Source organism: Paraburkholderia humisilvae, assembly GCF_902859855.1.
In the GTDB taxonomy this organism is placed as follows: Bacteria; Pseudomonadota; Gammaproteobacteria; order Burkholderiales; family Burkholderiaceae; genus Paraburkholderia; species Paraburkholderia humisilvae.
This window is the reverse complement of sequence record NZ_CADIKH010000001.1, coordinates 162,152-176,114: the sequence shown is the minus strand read 5'-3', so window position 1 is coordinate 176,114 and position 13,963 is coordinate 162,152. Positions and strand designations below refer to the sequence as shown.

The 13,963-nt window shown below is 61.9% G+C and carries 12 protein-coding genes; 5 read left to right on the top strand and 7 right to left on the bottom strand.

What is annotated here, in order from left to right:
- Positions 1-256: 256 nt before the first annotated feature.
- Both HV796_RS00715 and HV796_RS00710 read right to left on the bottom strand, forming a co-directional pair.
- Positions 257-550: a hypothetical protein gene (locus tag HV796_RS00715; RefSeq protein ID WP_175224175.1), complete on the bottom strand. Its 294-nt coding sequence runs from the start codon at positions 548-550 to the stop codon at positions 257-259.
- Positions 551-1,105: 555 nt separating this feature from the next.
- On the bottom strand, positions 1,106-3,301 hold the full coding sequence (locus HV796_RS00710) for a glycoside hydrolase family 28 protein (RefSeq protein WP_175224173.1): 2,196 nt from the start codon (positions 3,299-3,301) through the stop codon (positions 1,106-1,108).
- A gap of 554 nt (positions 3,302-3,855) precedes the next feature.
- Here HV796_RS00710 and HV796_RS00705 point away from each other — a divergent pair.
- Positions 3,856-6,087: a GGDEF domain-containing protein gene (locus HV796_RS00705; protein WP_175224171.1), complete on the top strand. Its 2,232-nt coding sequence runs from the start codon at positions 3,856-3,858 to the stop codon at positions 6,085-6,087.
- Between the two features lie 79 nt (positions 6,088-6,166).
- Here HV796_RS00705 and HV796_RS00700 read toward each other — a convergent pair whose 3' ends face one another.
- The gene (locus HV796_RS00700; RefSeq protein ID WP_175224164.1) at positions 6,167-7,057 is read right to left on the bottom strand and encodes a LysR family transcriptional regulator; all 891 of its coding nucleotides are present in this window, start codon (positions 7,055-7,057) and stop codon (positions 6,167-6,169) included.
- Between the two features lie 162 nt (positions 7,058-7,219).
- Here HV796_RS00700 and HV796_RS00695 point away from each other — a divergent pair, with 162 nt between their 5' ends.
- Together HV796_RS00695 and HV796_RS00690 are read left to right on the top strand one after the other, a co-directional pair.
- On the top strand, positions 7,220-7,960 hold the full coding sequence (locus HV796_RS00695; RefSeq protein WP_175224162.1) for an SDR family NAD(P)-dependent oxidoreductase: 741 nt from the start codon (positions 7,220-7,222) through the stop codon (positions 7,958-7,960).
- Between the two features lie 46 nt (positions 7,961-8,006).
- Complete coding sequence (locus HV796_RS00690) at positions 8,007-8,600, top strand: NADPH-dependent F420 reductase (protein ID WP_175224160.1); 594 nt, start codon at positions 8,007-8,009, stop codon at positions 8,598-8,600.
- 132 nt (positions 8,601-8,732) lie between these two features.
- Here the strand turns inward: HV796_RS00690 and HV796_RS00685 are convergent, their stop codons facing one another.
- The 3 genes from HV796_RS00685 to HV796_RS00675 all read right to left on the bottom strand — a co-directional run bounded on the left by HV796_RS00685 (position 8,733) and on the right by HV796_RS00675 (position 11,127).
- A complete protein-coding gene (locus HV796_RS00685) occupies positions 8,733-9,116 on the bottom strand; it encodes a cupin domain-containing protein (protein WP_175224158.1) in 384 nt (127 codons plus the stop codon).
- Positions 9,117-9,140: 24 nt separating this feature from the next.
- Positions 9,141-10,241, bottom strand: a complete 1,101-nt coding sequence (locus HV796_RS00680; protein WP_175224157.1) for an NADH:flavin oxidoreductase/NADH oxidase — start codon at positions 10,239-10,241, stop codon at positions 9,141-9,143.
- A 295-nt stretch (positions 10,242-10,536) separates the two neighbouring features.
- Entirely contained in the window at positions 10,537-11,127 is a 591-nt protein-coding gene (locus HV796_RS00675; protein WP_175224155.1) for a LysE family translocator, read from the bottom strand.
- A 72-nt stretch (positions 11,128-11,199) separates the two neighbouring features.
- On the opposite strand from HV796_RS00675, the gene HV796_RS00670 reads away from it, so the two are divergent.
- The gene (locus HV796_RS00670; protein ID WP_175224153.1) at positions 11,200-12,120 is read left to right on the top strand and encodes a LysR substrate-binding domain-containing protein; all 921 of its coding nucleotides are present in this window, start codon (positions 11,200-11,202) and stop codon (positions 12,118-12,120) included.
- Between the two features lie 67 nt (positions 12,121-12,187).
- Here HV796_RS00670 and cls read toward each other — a convergent pair whose 3' ends face one another.
- Positions 12,188-13,459, bottom strand: coding sequence for a cardiolipin synthase (cls, locus tag HV796_RS00665; protein ID WP_175224151.1), 1,272 nt, complete (start codon positions 13,457-13,459; stop codon positions 12,188-12,190).
- A gap of 126 nt (positions 13,460-13,585) precedes the next feature.
- Between cls and HV796_RS00660 the strand changes: the two genes are divergently transcribed.
- A complete protein-coding gene (locus HV796_RS00660; protein WP_175224149.1) occupies positions 13,586-13,876 on the top strand; it encodes a hypothetical protein in 291 nt (96 codons plus the stop codon).
- Positions 13,877-13,963 lie beyond the last annotated feature (87 nt).

The following is a 13,963-nucleotide window of genomic DNA, read 5'->3' as shown; positions in this document are numbered from 1 at the left end:
GACGTCGCCGCGCGATTCAGGTGTCTTTTATCATGCGGGTCTTCGGTGCCGTGCCCTGGCATCGACAGACGGCAGGCGAAACAGCATGACCGCGCGCAAGCCGGTTGCTCACCGACGCCACCAGTCGTGAGACTGTGGCGCCGGTCGCGATGACTTTTGCACGCTAAGCGATTGAAGCGCTTGAAGCGATTGTTCGCTTGGCGCTTGCGCCCATTTGCGTCTGGTTGTCGTCCCCGATTTCTGTTACGGGGTGCCGTTACTGGGCCGGCGACTTGGTGCTCGGCCTCGCCAGCGTGTTGTTGGTCCCGAATGCCGTGGTGTCGGACGTCGAGCCACCGTTCGCGCTCGTCTGCTGGCGCGACCCCGACGAACCGGCGCCCGTGCCGCTGTCCGTACCGGTGGCGCCCGGCGTGCCGTAGTCGCTCGTTGTATGAGCAGCGGCCGGCGACACGGTGCTCGGGGTCGCCAGCGTGTTGTTCTGTGCATATGCGCCGGCCGACAGCGTGAGTGCGGCGGCCGCCGCGATTAATGTGCGGATTGCCTTATCCATGATGTGCTCCTCCATGATTGGGCTGGAATATCGACGCAGCCGATCGCCGTCTGTTTGACCATGAATTGAGCAATCACCGCGGCCGGTGCTGTTATCCGCACTGCGAAGAGACGCGTTGCAGAGAGCGGCTTTCGTCGCCAGCCGGATGGGGGAGACGCCGCGGGACCGGAATCAATGCGCACAATCTCATGCATCCAGCATGCTCGGAATGGCATGAGATCGCGATAACGGGTGGCTGCGGTGACATGACTGCTCGATACCAAGGACAACAAAAAACGTCTACTGGACCTATTTTCTGAAGCGTTCCGAACATTATAGGTCAAAGAGCAATTGCCCGTTGTCGGCGCCGCCAGGGGTCGTCGACGATCCGCGTGTGCGTCCTGGCCGACCGATGCTGGTCGACCGAGCCCGGACGAACGCTGGCCTGGCGGCCGGAGGAGGATGAGCTGAACCGGCCGCCTGTGCGGTCGGGACAGCAGCGTGCTGCGCGGAAGACGGCAATGGCTCGACGCACCCGGTCACGGACGCGGGTGCCCGCGTCCGTATGCGCCAGTATCAGGTCGCCGGTGCGGTCAGCGACGTGTTGTACCGGGTGCCCGCGATCACCACGTTGTTCAGCGTGATGCCGCTCACATTGCTCACGAAGACCGGACCCGGCGCGGCCGACGCGGACGTCGAAGGCGTCGTCGGCACTGCGCCCACGCACACCGGGGTGCCGAGGTTGCAGTTCGAGATCGTGACGCCGCTGATCGGACTCACGGTCGGCACCGGCAGCGGACCGTTGTAATCGACCGCCTCGGGGCCCTGCATGACGAGCGCCTGGAAGCACGAGTTCGACCCCGCGACGAAGCCCGACGGCATGGCGTACGACACCGCGCCCGACACGTTGCTCGCGTTCACGTTCGTGATGTTGATGTTGCTGATCACCGACGGACTCCAGCGCACCGCATCGCCGGACGGGCTGTAATCGCAGTCGAATGTGATCAGGCCGCCTTGGCCCGTAGACGGGTTGGTCGCGAGACCGGTTGTTCCCTGACCCGTGATCGGACTGATCGCGGCGCCCAGCGCGCCGCCGCCGTACTTCCCGGCGAGGTTCACGCCGTTGGACAGTGTCACGCCGTTGATCCAGACGTTGTTGATGAACCCGCCGCGGTTCATGTTGGTCTTGAACCGCAGCGCGATGTTCAGCGGATTGGTCGCCCAGTTCTCATTCTGCATCGTCAGATTGCGAGCATAGACGTTCTGCACGCCCGCGCTCATTTCGCTGCCGATCGTCAAACCGCCGTGGCCGCTTTGCATCGTGCAGTTCTGCACGACGATGTTCTGCATCGGACCGTACCCGGTGTCGAGGTACTTGCCGGACTTCATCGCGATGCAGTCGTCACCGGTGTTGAACTGAACGTTCTGCACCAGCACGTGGTTGCACGCGTCCGGATCGAAGCCGTCGTTGTTCGGTCCGACGCTGTCGGCAAACACGCCGTCGATCACCACGTTCGTGCAATCGGTCGGATGGTGCTGCCAGAACGGCGTGTTCTGCGTGTGGTAGTTCTGCAGCAGCACATTTGTGCAGCCGATGAACTCGATCATGCATGGACGCAGAAAGTGCCCATTGCCGAAGATACGTTCCTCGAACGGCACGCGCAGCTCAGACAGCGCGGGCAGATAGTTCTGGTCCTCGTTCCAGCCCGTGCCCGTGAGCAGATCCATCAGCGAACTCGTCGCGCCGTACTGGTTAGTAAACGAAACGTTTGCCTGCGGGTTCCTGATTTGCGAAGCGGGGAGGCTCGTCAGTGGCACGTTGTTCGGATTCACGTAGGCCTGCGACGGCGTCGACGAACCCGCACAGCCGTATGTGTTGCTGCTTCCCTTGTAAGTCCACCAGCAGGAGGTTGGCGGCTGCTTGCTCAACTGCATCGGCGTCATCGCCTGACCGTTGAGTACGCAGGTGTTGTCGTCGGCGGTCACGGCAATGTTGGTCTGGCGGAAAGCATAGATCGGCGAGCCGAAATTCAGGCAGTCGTTTGCCTGCCAGCGCGTGTGGTACAGATTGCCGTTCGCCGTCCTGTACGGACCGTTCTTTGCGTAATCCGCCGGGTTGGGGCTGAAATAGATCGTGCAGCCCGATTCCAGATGGAAGTTCACATGGCTCAGCAGCACGATCGGACCGCCGCAATACCAGTTGCCGGCCGGCACCACCACGCGGCCGCCACCGACGCGACTCGCGTCGGCGATCGCGGCATTGAATGCGGCGCACGAGTCGTACTGCGTGCCCGTGTAGTCGCACGGCACCATGACGGCCGAGCCGGGGCTTTGCAGGTCGCTGGTCGGATGCGCGGTCTGTTCCGCACCGCCGGTCACCCATGGAATCGTGCCGCCCGGCCACGCGGTCGACGCGATCAACGCGGAGGCGGGCAGTGTGCGCGCGCCGTAGCTCATCACGTGAAAATCAGCGCGGGAGAACATTGAAGAATTGACGTGCGCAAGCCTCCTGAGGATGGCCGTGGCCTGGCCGTCCGGGCCCCAGATCGGGTCCCCGCCGGCAGGGTGGCCGGGTAGTGTCGGAGCTTGACCTCCGGGAGCGGAAGCAATCGGAAACATGGAGTCTGCCGCCGCCGCCGCGCGGCTGGCCGCCAGGAGGCTTGCGCCCGCGGACACGCCAGCAAGGGCTATGAACGCGCGCCGGCCGGGGGAGGTGGGCGCATTGGTATGGGCTTCGGAGAGCAGGGGATCGTCTTGGTCATGCGTTGCCATTTGATTCGTTCTCCTATTTTGTATCACTGAGAGGGTGGCTGAACTTCGATGGCCATGGGCCGCGTGACGACGCTGGTGCGAACGGTAGAGACACAGTTACAGCGAAGAGATCGACCAGTGACTGGCTCGATCACCAGGGATATTGTTGTCAGACGACATGGAGATCGTCAATCAAATTCATCTAGGTGATGTTCCTGGTGCTTCCAGTTACCGCGCATATCTCCGGGTAGCTTACGGTACGGAAAAATTTGTAAGACGACCGGGGGAGGCGCACCGTTCTCCGACATGATCGACCGCGATCCACACGTTGAATTTATGCGTGGAAGATCGATTGTCGAGCCGGGTCGTGCCACGACGAAACAGCCCCGGCAAGTACCTTGCTACCGTATAACCTTATAAGCGCATACGCTATGGCAGACGCGGACTGAACCCGCCCCGGCGCGACCGTGGAATCCGGTCCATCGGTTCGAGCGAAAATCAACGCGCCGACCCGGCCTAACCGCGTGACAGGGTTTGCCGCAGTCCAAATCGAATCGGGACGAAGGAAGGGAGACATGGCTGCCTTTATGAGTAACCAGCTCGACTTCATCTTGTTCTTTTACGGGCTGGCGTTCATCCTCCTCGGCTTCACGTGTTTCGCGATAGCGAGAAGCACGATGGGGGAGAGGCGCACAGCCTGGGGGACGCTGGCCGGGTTTGGCCTGGTGCACGGCCTGGGTGAGTGGCTGGATCTTTGCGCACTGATTGTGGGTGACAGACCCGCGTTCGCTGAAATGCGAACGGCAGTCATGACCCTGTCGTTTGTTCTGTTGCTGGATTTTGCCCGGTTGGAGGCGATCGGACGGGGTCTGCGTTTGCCCGGTCGATGGATCCATGTGCTTCCGGTGACGTTGGTCGCGCTGGTCGGCGTTGCCTACGGCCTGACGCCCGCTAACGTTGCCGCGCGGTATGCCATTGGATTTTCGGGCGCACTCGCGACCAGCCTGGTGTTCGCATCGCAGGCCAGAGGCGCTTCCGGGGCAGCAAAGCGATTTGCCGCTTTCGCGTCCGCGGGTTTCCTGCTGTATGCCGTCGCTGCAGGGATCGTTGTGCCTGCTGCAGCATTCTGGCCTGCGAACATCGTCAACTACGGGGTCTTTTCGAGTCTGACGGGACTCCCTGTTCAACTTGTCCGCGGCTTACTCGCCTGCTGGCTGTCGTTTTCAATCTGGGGCGTCTTCTGCCAGCAGATTGCCGCTGACATGTCTTCAGCGCGGTACACGGCGTATGTGCGCCGGCACCTGGCATGGACACTCGTTGCGATGAGCGCGATTCTGCTGTGCGGATGGACATTGACCGAGTATCTGGGAGGAATCTATCGGCGCAACGTGCAGCAGGAGGCGCGTGCCGACATCGATCTACTCGCCAGCCGGCTGGCAGGCGAGACGGCGACCGTCGAAGGCATGGTAAAGGCGCTGGCCGGATCGCCTTCCGTGCTGCCTTTGCTGCAAGGAGCCGATGCTCGCGACGAGGATGCCGGTCGCGCCACGCTCATTCTCGACGTTGCATCGTCTGGCGCGAGGCAAGGCTACCTATTGGACGCTTCGGGCGCGGTGGTCGCCGCGTCGGACGGGCGAACGATCGTGGCCGGTGGCCAGGATCGCAGCGCCGCATCGTACTTCCGGAAATCGCTAAGCGGCCAAGCCGACTACCAGTTCGTGTTCGACGCCGCGAGTGGCGAACTGGACTACTCCGCAAGCTATCCGATCCGCGAGCCCGATGGAAAGGTGGTTGGGGTTGCGGTGCTGACCAAGTCGCTGGAGGCGTTTGAGACGGATCTCCAGCAATTCGATCGCCCGTATTTCTTTGCGGATCCGCAGGGCGTCGTTGTCATGACGAACCGGCCGGCCGCGCGACTGCGTCACCTTTGGCCGGTTGCCACCGGCAGCCGGTCGCCTCCGTCACCGATCGTGCGCGGTTCCGCAAGGCTTAGCGATCGGCCGATGCTGGCAAAGGAAGTCGTCGACGGCAACTGGACAAACGTGGACGACGACCGCAACTACGTGCGCCGCCGCTTTGTGGGGGAGACCCAGTGGTCGCTGGTCATCCTGAAGCCGACGCGCGAGATCTTTGCGAGCCGCTTTCTTGGCATCGTCATCACGCTGCTCGTGACGATCATGGCGTTAATTTACATGTTAGGAAGGGGGCGCTGGGTTCAAGATGAGATCGAAACGGGCAACCGTATCAGGCTTCAGCAGCAGGCAATCGAACTGGGCCTCCAGGCGAGCACGGACCCGCTAACGGGCTTGTACAACCGGCTGATGCTGGATAAGACGCTCGCCGACGAGATCGCGCGCTCGGATCGCTACCGCACACCGCTCTCGCTGATCCTGTTTGATGTCGACCACTTCAAGCGAATCAACGACAGCTACGGCCACCCCGTGGGTGACAAGGTGCTGGTACACCTGTCGCGGTTCGTGCCCAATCTGCTGCGCAAGAACGATTTCCTTGCTCGCTGGGGCGGGGAGGAGTTTCTGGTGCTGGTACCGGGGGTGTCCGGCTCCATGGCGTTTCAAGCCGCGGACAAGCTGCGTGATGCGATTGGCCAGGACGTGTTCGGAGAGGTGGGATCGGTCACGTGCAGTTTCGGCGTGGCTGAATATGAGGCAGGCGAATCGGCGGTGGAACTCATCGCACGGGCCGACGGTGCGCTGTATCGCGCAAAGGCGAACGGTCGCAATCAGGTCGTGTTGGCTCCGCAACCCGGTATGAGCCACGCTGCGCCCGCGTCGGCGAACTCCCTGTAGCGCTAGTGATGAACGTCAATCGCTGCGCTGCCCGCATGGGGCGAAGCTGTCGTGAGGTATGCAGACTGTTTATGCTGGCCTAGATGCGCTGCGGCAACGACATTGCAAAAAAGTCGGTCGCGCGGCGCACGCGGGCCGGTACATACCGACGCTTTGGCCAGATGAGACTGACATCTCTAACATCTTCGATGAATTTGCCGAGTATCGGGACGACGTCCGGATGCCGGAGTTCATCGGTGAGAGATGCCTTAGTAAACAGACCAATTCCAACACCGGCCAGAACCCCGGTTCGGATCGTTTCGACACTGTTGGATGACAGGTTTCCGCGAACGGTTACGCTGAATCGACCGTCCGGGCCGACGAACGGCCAATCCGCCGACTCCGCCAAGCCTCCATACAAAAGGCAATTGTGATTGACGAGTTCGCGCGGTGTCCTGGGTATTCCGTGGCGCTTGAAATACAGACGGGATCCGACGCAGACGAGGGGTGTGGTGGCGATGCGTTTGACGACCGCGTCGGCATCATCGACGCGACCGACACGAATGGCCAGATCGATCCGATCTTCCACCATGTTCCGTACGAAATCCGACAGCACGACATCGACCTGAAGGCCGGGGTTGACCGACAGCAGATCGGGTATCAGCGGGAGCACGTGAAGGCGGCCGAAGGTCGAGGCCGCGGCGATCCTGAGCGGGCCCGACACATTGAGCGTGCTGCTCGTCAGCTCGCTGTCGGCTTCATCTATTTCGTCGACCAGCGGTTTTGTCCGGTCGTAGTATCGCTGCCCCTGATCGGTGAGGGTGACGCTGCGCGTGCTTCGATTCAGCAGCATGACGCCAAGGCGCTTCTCGAGCGAACCGATGGCCTTGCTGATGGCGGACTGTGAATCGCCGGTTCTGCGCGCCGCAGCGGAAAAACCGCCCGCTTCGACCACGGCGATGAAGGCGCTCAATTCATGAAACCGATCCATTACCGTCCCTGGTTGGGTCAATCATTGGCGAAATTGCATGATTGTCACTAGCGTCCAATTAATTCTATCGAAGAATAGATCTTATGAAAATTACCCTGATTATCATTGCCGGCGCGGGCAATTACGATCCTTCTGTCACTCACGAACAGACAGAAGGTTTCAATGTCATCTCTTGCAGGCAAGACCGCCGTCATTAGCGGCGGAACGACCGGTATCGGTCTCGCTATTGCGCAGCGGTTTGTCACCGAAGGCGCACATGTGTTCATCTTTGGCCGTCGGAAAGCCCAGCTGTACGAGGCCGCTGAACGGATCGGACGCACCGTCACCGCCATTCAGGCCGACGCCGCGAAGCTCGACGACCTCGACCGTGTCGCCGCGGCGGTAAGGGCCGAAAAGGGCGTCGTCGACATCGTCGTGTCGAACGCGGGCTATACGGAGCAGGCCTCGATCGACACGCTCACCCCTGCGCATTTCGATAAGGCATTCAATCTCATGGCCCGCGGCCCCGTCTTCCTCGTGCAGAAGCTGCTGCCGATGATGAAAGGCCAAGGCTCAATCATTCTGGTTTCGTCGGCCATGCACGTGATGGGCATTCCCGGCCACACCGCCTACGCGGCGACCAAGGCGGCTTTGCGTTCCTATGCCCGCACCTGGGCCGCGGAATTCAAGGATCGCGGCATTCGCGTCAACATGCTAAGCCCCGGCGTCACCGACACGCCCATTCTCGACTCGCAGTCGGCGACACGCGATGAACTGGTAAACATGTACCAAAGCATGGTGCCGCTCGGTCGACTTGCTCGCGCCGGGGAGATTGCCAGCGCGGCGCTCTTCCTCGCGTCCGACGAGAGTTCGTACGTGACGGGTGCGGATCTGATGGCCGACGGTGGCATCGGCCAGGTCTGAAACCGGCAGGTCTCAGACACGGCCTCTCGATACAAAGGGGATTTCAATGAGCTACGCAATCATCGGGCTTGGCAAGATCGGCACGGCCATCGCCTCCGCATTCGCTGGTCAGGATATCGAAGTAGCGGTGGCCGGCAGGCGCCCGCTGGAGGCGATCGCGGCGCAGATCGGCCCATCGCTCGTCCCCCAGCGGATTGAGGATGCGGTCAAGGCCGATGTGGTGATCCTCGCGGTCCCATTCGCCGCGCATCGTGACATCGGGCGGGCCGCCGAAGACTGGCAAGGGAAGATCGTAGTCGACGCCACCAATGCGTTCGGCGTGCCTCCGGAGGCGCTGGACGGGTTGCCCTCGAGCGCCGTCGTGGCCAACGCATTTCCGGGTGCGAAGGTGGTGAAGGCATTCAATCACCTCGCAGCGGCCACCTTGGCGCAAGGGCCGAAGACACCGGGTGGAGGCCGGCGGGTCGTGTTCGTCTCCAGTGACGACGATGCGGCGAGCGCCTCGGTGGCGGCGCTTGTCGACCAGCTCGGCTTCGCGCCGATCGAACTGGGGAAGATCGGCGAGGGCGGTCTGCTCGTCCAGGCACGAGGCAATACGTGGGCCCAACTTATTTTCCAGGACCTGGCCAGGTTCGACTAATCGAAGTAGCGGGGAGGGGGGTATAGCCATCGTCACCGGCGCGGCGTGCATCCTCGTCGCGGCCTGTCCAATGGCTGGGCTCCCGAAATCAGCGGGAATTCATCGTTGCGCGGAGAGATGGACTCAGCGTGATCAGCGGAGCTGCTCGTCGATCGTCCGCGTCAACGGCGACTCGACATCGCCCGTGTGCTTCGTCTGCACGGGCTCGATCAGCACGATCCAGCATTCGCGTTCCGCAACCGGATTGTGCAACGTCCCTCTTGGCACCACGTGCATCGAACCCGCAGGTAGCTCGACGATACGCCCGCCTTCGTATTCGATTTTCAGATGGCCGCGCACGACAAAGAATAGTTCGTCTTCCTGTGCATGGTCGTGCCACACAAGCTGTCCGTGCACTTTCGCAATTTTCACGTATTGATCGTTGACGCGCGCGACGACTTTCGGCGACCAATATTCGACCACGTCGCCGAACGCGGCTTCGAGGTCGAACGATTCGGCAAACGGATGGATTCGCATGGTTATCTGAGCGACAGGACGGATTTAAATGAACAGCCTTTGCAGCCGACCGGGTTGGGCGCGACGATACTGGTCTGGCGCGCTGACTTGGGCGCCGAAGTGGGCGGCAGCGTGCCAGGGCCAACGAGGGTCGAATAGCACGGCGCGGGCGAGCGCGATCAGGTCGGCGTCTCCCGTGCTGAGAATGGATTCGGCTTGCTCGAATTCGGTGATCAGGCCGACGGCGATGACCGGGAGGGTGGTTGCCTCTTTCACCGCCCTCGCAAAGGGAACCTGGTAACTGGGCCCGAGCGGAATTTGCTGGGCCGCACTAGAACCGCCGCTTGAGACATTGATCGCGGCGCAGCCTCTAGCCTCCAGTGCCTGGACAAATGTGATCGTGTCCTGAATGGACCACCCATCTTCCATCCAGTCCGTCGCGGACACCCGCATCGTAACTGGGCGATCGTGCGCAAATGCGTCTCGCACGGCGTCAAAAACCTCGAGCGGAAAGCGCATGCGGTTTTCCACCGAGCCGCCGTACTCGTCGTCCCTGCGGTTTGAGAGGGGCGAGAGGAACTGATGGAGCAGATAGCCATGCGCGCCAAGAATCTGAATGAAGTCCAGTCCAAGCGTCGAGGCACGTCGCGCTGCGGTCGCAAAGGCGTCGCGGATCGCTGCCAGACCATCGCGATTGAGGGCGGTGGGCGGCGTCTCGCTGGCCGCAAAAGCGACCGGGGAGGGACCCACCGTGCTCCACCCGTTTGCGTGACCGGGCGGAATCTGAGCACCGCCCTCCCATAACTTCTGCCGGGACGCTTTTCGGCCCGCATGGTTGAGCTGGATTCCAACCGGAATGTCGGACCACCGCCGAACGCCGCGCAGCACTCGCGCGATCGAGACCTCGCACTGATCCGAATAGAGCCCCACGTCGCCATAACTGGTGCGTCCGTCGGGGGTGACAGCCGTCCCTTCAATGGTTAGCGCGGCCGCGCCCGAAACCGCCAGTTGGCCGAGGTGAATCAGGTGCCAATCGCTCATCTGCCCGTCTTCGGCCGAGTACTGGGCCATCGGAGCGATCACAATACGATTGGCTAATTTTAGGTTGCCGACTTGTGTCGGCGTGAACAGCATGGGGTGACTCATAACAACTCCGTGCGACGCGTGCTGGTGCCGTCTACGTTTTCTGGATTCCGAGTGCCGGTTGTCCCGCCACTCATGACGGCGCCGATGCCTGCGAGAGTGGACATGGAAAGCCTTTGTCTACTGATGAGCGATAGAGACAGGGTAACTGCCGTTCACCGAAATGATAATAAGCAGTACTTTCATAAGATTGATTCTTCAAAAGAATAGATCGCCAAGGCTGGCTTCTACGGGCGAGTAAATCTCTCTGCATGCGGGCACACACAACCTGATACGGCAAGTGGACGGGCTGACACGATTACCTCCAGGTCGGAATGATGGATGCGGCGAGCAGCGCACCCATCGCAAGATTGAGGATGCGCCAATGAAGCGGTGTGTAGAGAAGACGTGCGAGCAGAATGCCCAGCGCGCACCACAGTGCGAGCGAGATGCATGCGGCCAGACCAAACGCTGTGCCGAGCAGCAGCGCGAGCCGGTTCGGGCTGCTAGCGAGCAGGGCAAAGGAAGCCGCGGCGCCCACCGTCATCGCCCAGCTTTTCGGATTGAGCCATAGAAGCAGGAAAGCGCCCACCAGTGTGACTGGCCGCGCGGGGCCGTCGCCGGCGTTTGGCGGACCACTACGCGCAATACGCGATGCGAGCCACAGCAGATACGCGGAACCGAGTGCTCGTACGGTCGTCCGCAGTATGGGCATCGCCAGCAGTAGCCTACCCAACCCCAGCGCAGCAACGGCAGCGAGCGAGGCGAGCGCGAGCGCGATGCCGAGCATCAGCGGAATCGAACGCGCAAAGCCGAAGCGCCCGCCAGACGCGGTCGCGAGCATGGTGGCGCCGCCAGGCGTGAGGGTCGCGACAGCGACGAACAGAAAAAGCGGCCGGATCGAGTTCATCGGTACACGTCCAAATGATGGTGCCCTTGCACTGTACGGACTGCCTCTGCATCAGAAAAGGCAATAATATTGATGAAACTCATTAAGCGACCTAATGTGTCAACGATCCGTAATCTCGACCTCGATCTGATCCGCACCTTTGTCACCGTCGCGGAGAGCGGCAGCGTGACGGTCGCCGCGAATCTGCTGCACATGACGCAAGGTGCCGCGAGCCAGCAGATCAAGCGCCTCGAAGATCGCCTGGACTGTCTGCTGTTTGTGCGCAAGGCGCGCAAGCTGGAGCTGTCGCGCCACGGCGAGCAGCTGCTCGTCAAGGCGCGACAGATGCTGCGACTGAACGACGAAATCTGGGCCGACATGACCGCTGAGTCGCTGCGCGGTAGCCTGCGTGTTGGTGTGCCCTACGATCTCGTGACACCGCTCGCGTCCGCGATGAAAGCATTCGCCGAAGCGCATCCGCACGTGGAGATTTCGCTCGAGTGCGCGGCGTCGCTGGAACTCTGCGAAGCGGTTGATAACGGACGCGTGGACATGTCGTTGGTCGAATGCCTTGCCAGTGAGGCCGAAGGGGAAGTGATCCGCATTGAGCCGCTGGTGTGGGTGACGGGTCGCGGTAGCGATGCATGGGAGAAGCGGCCGTTGCCGCTGTCGATGGTGGACGAACGCTGCGCGTTCCGTCCGGTCGTGCTTGGCGCGCTTGCGGACGGGAACATTCCGTGGCGCACGGTGTTCGAGAGTGGAAACATCGAGGCGACAGCCGCAACGGTGCGCGCGGGTCTCGCGGTCACGACCTGGCTCGTCTCGACGGTGCCGCCCGATCTGGAAGCGATGGTGCCTCGTGCAGCTGGCTTGCCTGCACTGCCGCCGTTCGCGATTTGCCTTCGATTGCCCTCGACGGTGCAGCCGGCGGCGCTGGAATTCGCGCGCTACATCCGCGAATCGCTGTCGCATGACACTGCGATCGCACCGTCGCGGCTCTCGGTGCTCGCCTGACGTGAGGATGGGAAGGGCCGTTGCAGGTCCGCCTTGGCGGGTAGCAGCGCTCCGGGCTACCCAAACGTCAAAGCTGCGAATCGAGCAACGCGACAGCGCGCTCCAGCAGCTTTTCGAGGAGTGGACGGCGGCGCCAGTCGTCAAGCGTGATGCGTTTCGCGCGGGCGACGTCGCCGTCGAAAATCGCCGTCTGCTGGCGCGCGAAACCGCGGTCGTAGATATTGAGGTTGGCCTCGTCGTTGAGCTTGAACGAGCGGCTGTCGAAGTTCGTTGAGCCGACCGACGCGAGATACTCGTCAACAATAATCAGCTTGCAATGGAACATCGTCGGCTGGTACTCGTACATCTCAACGCCCGCCGCGAGCAAGTCGCCCCAGCACGCGCGCGACGCCTCCCGCACCGTGTGGGTGTCGATGCGCTTGCCGGGCGTGATGATGCGCACCTTCACGCCGCGCTTCGCGGCCTCGACGATCGCGTTGATCGTCAGCTTGTCCGGCACGAAGTACGCGCTCGACAAGTGGATGGAATGCGTCGCGGCGGTGATTGCCATGAGGTACATCAGTTGCATGTCGTCGCTGCCGCCTGAGGGCGAACTGCTGAACATGTGCGCGAGGCCGTCGCCCGCAGCGTCGATTTCCGGAAAGTATTGCGGGCCGTGCAGCACATTTCCGGTCGCCTTGACCCAGTTGTCCATGAAGACGGCCTGCATCTGTCCGACCGCCGGGCCTTCGATGCGAAAGTGCGTGTCGCGCCAGTGCTTCTCGTTCTGCGCGTGCCCGGTCCATTCGTCGGCGATACCCACGCCGCCGGTGAAGCCGATGCGGCCGTCGATCACGAGCAGCTTGCGGTGCGTGCGGTCATTCAAGCGGCCAAGACCCGTCCAGTGCGGCTTGTGATACTGGATGACTTCCGCACCCGCGTCGCGCAGCATCCGCAGATAGCGCTTGTCCATCTTCGACGAGCCGACCCAGTCGAGCAGCACGTGCACCCCGATTCCCGCACGCGCCTTGTCGGACAGCGCACGCGCGATTTCCTCGCCGATCGCGCCCGACCAGTAAATGAAGGTTTCGAAGGTGATCGTATGCCGCGCAGAGCGGATTCCCTCCAGCATGGACGGAAAAATCTGGTCGCCGTTCACGAGCACCTCGAAGCGGTTGCCGCCGACGACGGGCGGCCCGAGCAGCAGCCCCATCGAGCGGATGAACTGCGGACTGTCACTTGGGTACAACCGTTCGATCTTGTGCTCGATCTTCTTTTCGCCGCTCGTCAGGTTTGCGATCAGCAGCACGACGACCAGCGTCACCACGACCGTTAAGACAATCAGGGCCATCGTCGGCATGCGCGGGCCTCGCGTAGCGGACATTCATCCGAAAGCGTTAGTGTACGGGCGTTCGGCGCGCATTTCGAAATCGGCACGCACTGCGTACAATACGCGCCACCGTTTACGACTGAGGGGCACTATTACATGGCAATGAAAAAGACCGACCTTGAAAAGAACAAAGCGCTCAAGTTATCCCACTCGATGAAGCAGACGCGCTCCGAGCGCTTCGGCAAAGGCGTGGCTGAAACGCAGCTGGACCGGCGCGAGCAGCGAAAGCTGGATCAGGCGAAAGGGCTCGTGCCGTTTGCGTGCAAGCTCAATAGCGAGTTGCTAAGCGTACTGAAGGAACGCGCGGCGACTCACCCGGATGGGATGACCGGCTTGCTGGACGAGTTGCTGCGTCGAGGTCTTGCAGCAAGCGATAGCAATCTCTGAGCATCGCCAACGGGACAACCGGGCTGACACCGGGAAATTCCGGTTGCGAGGGGCGGCGGTTCGTCCACGTCAGGTGCGGCGGGCGGT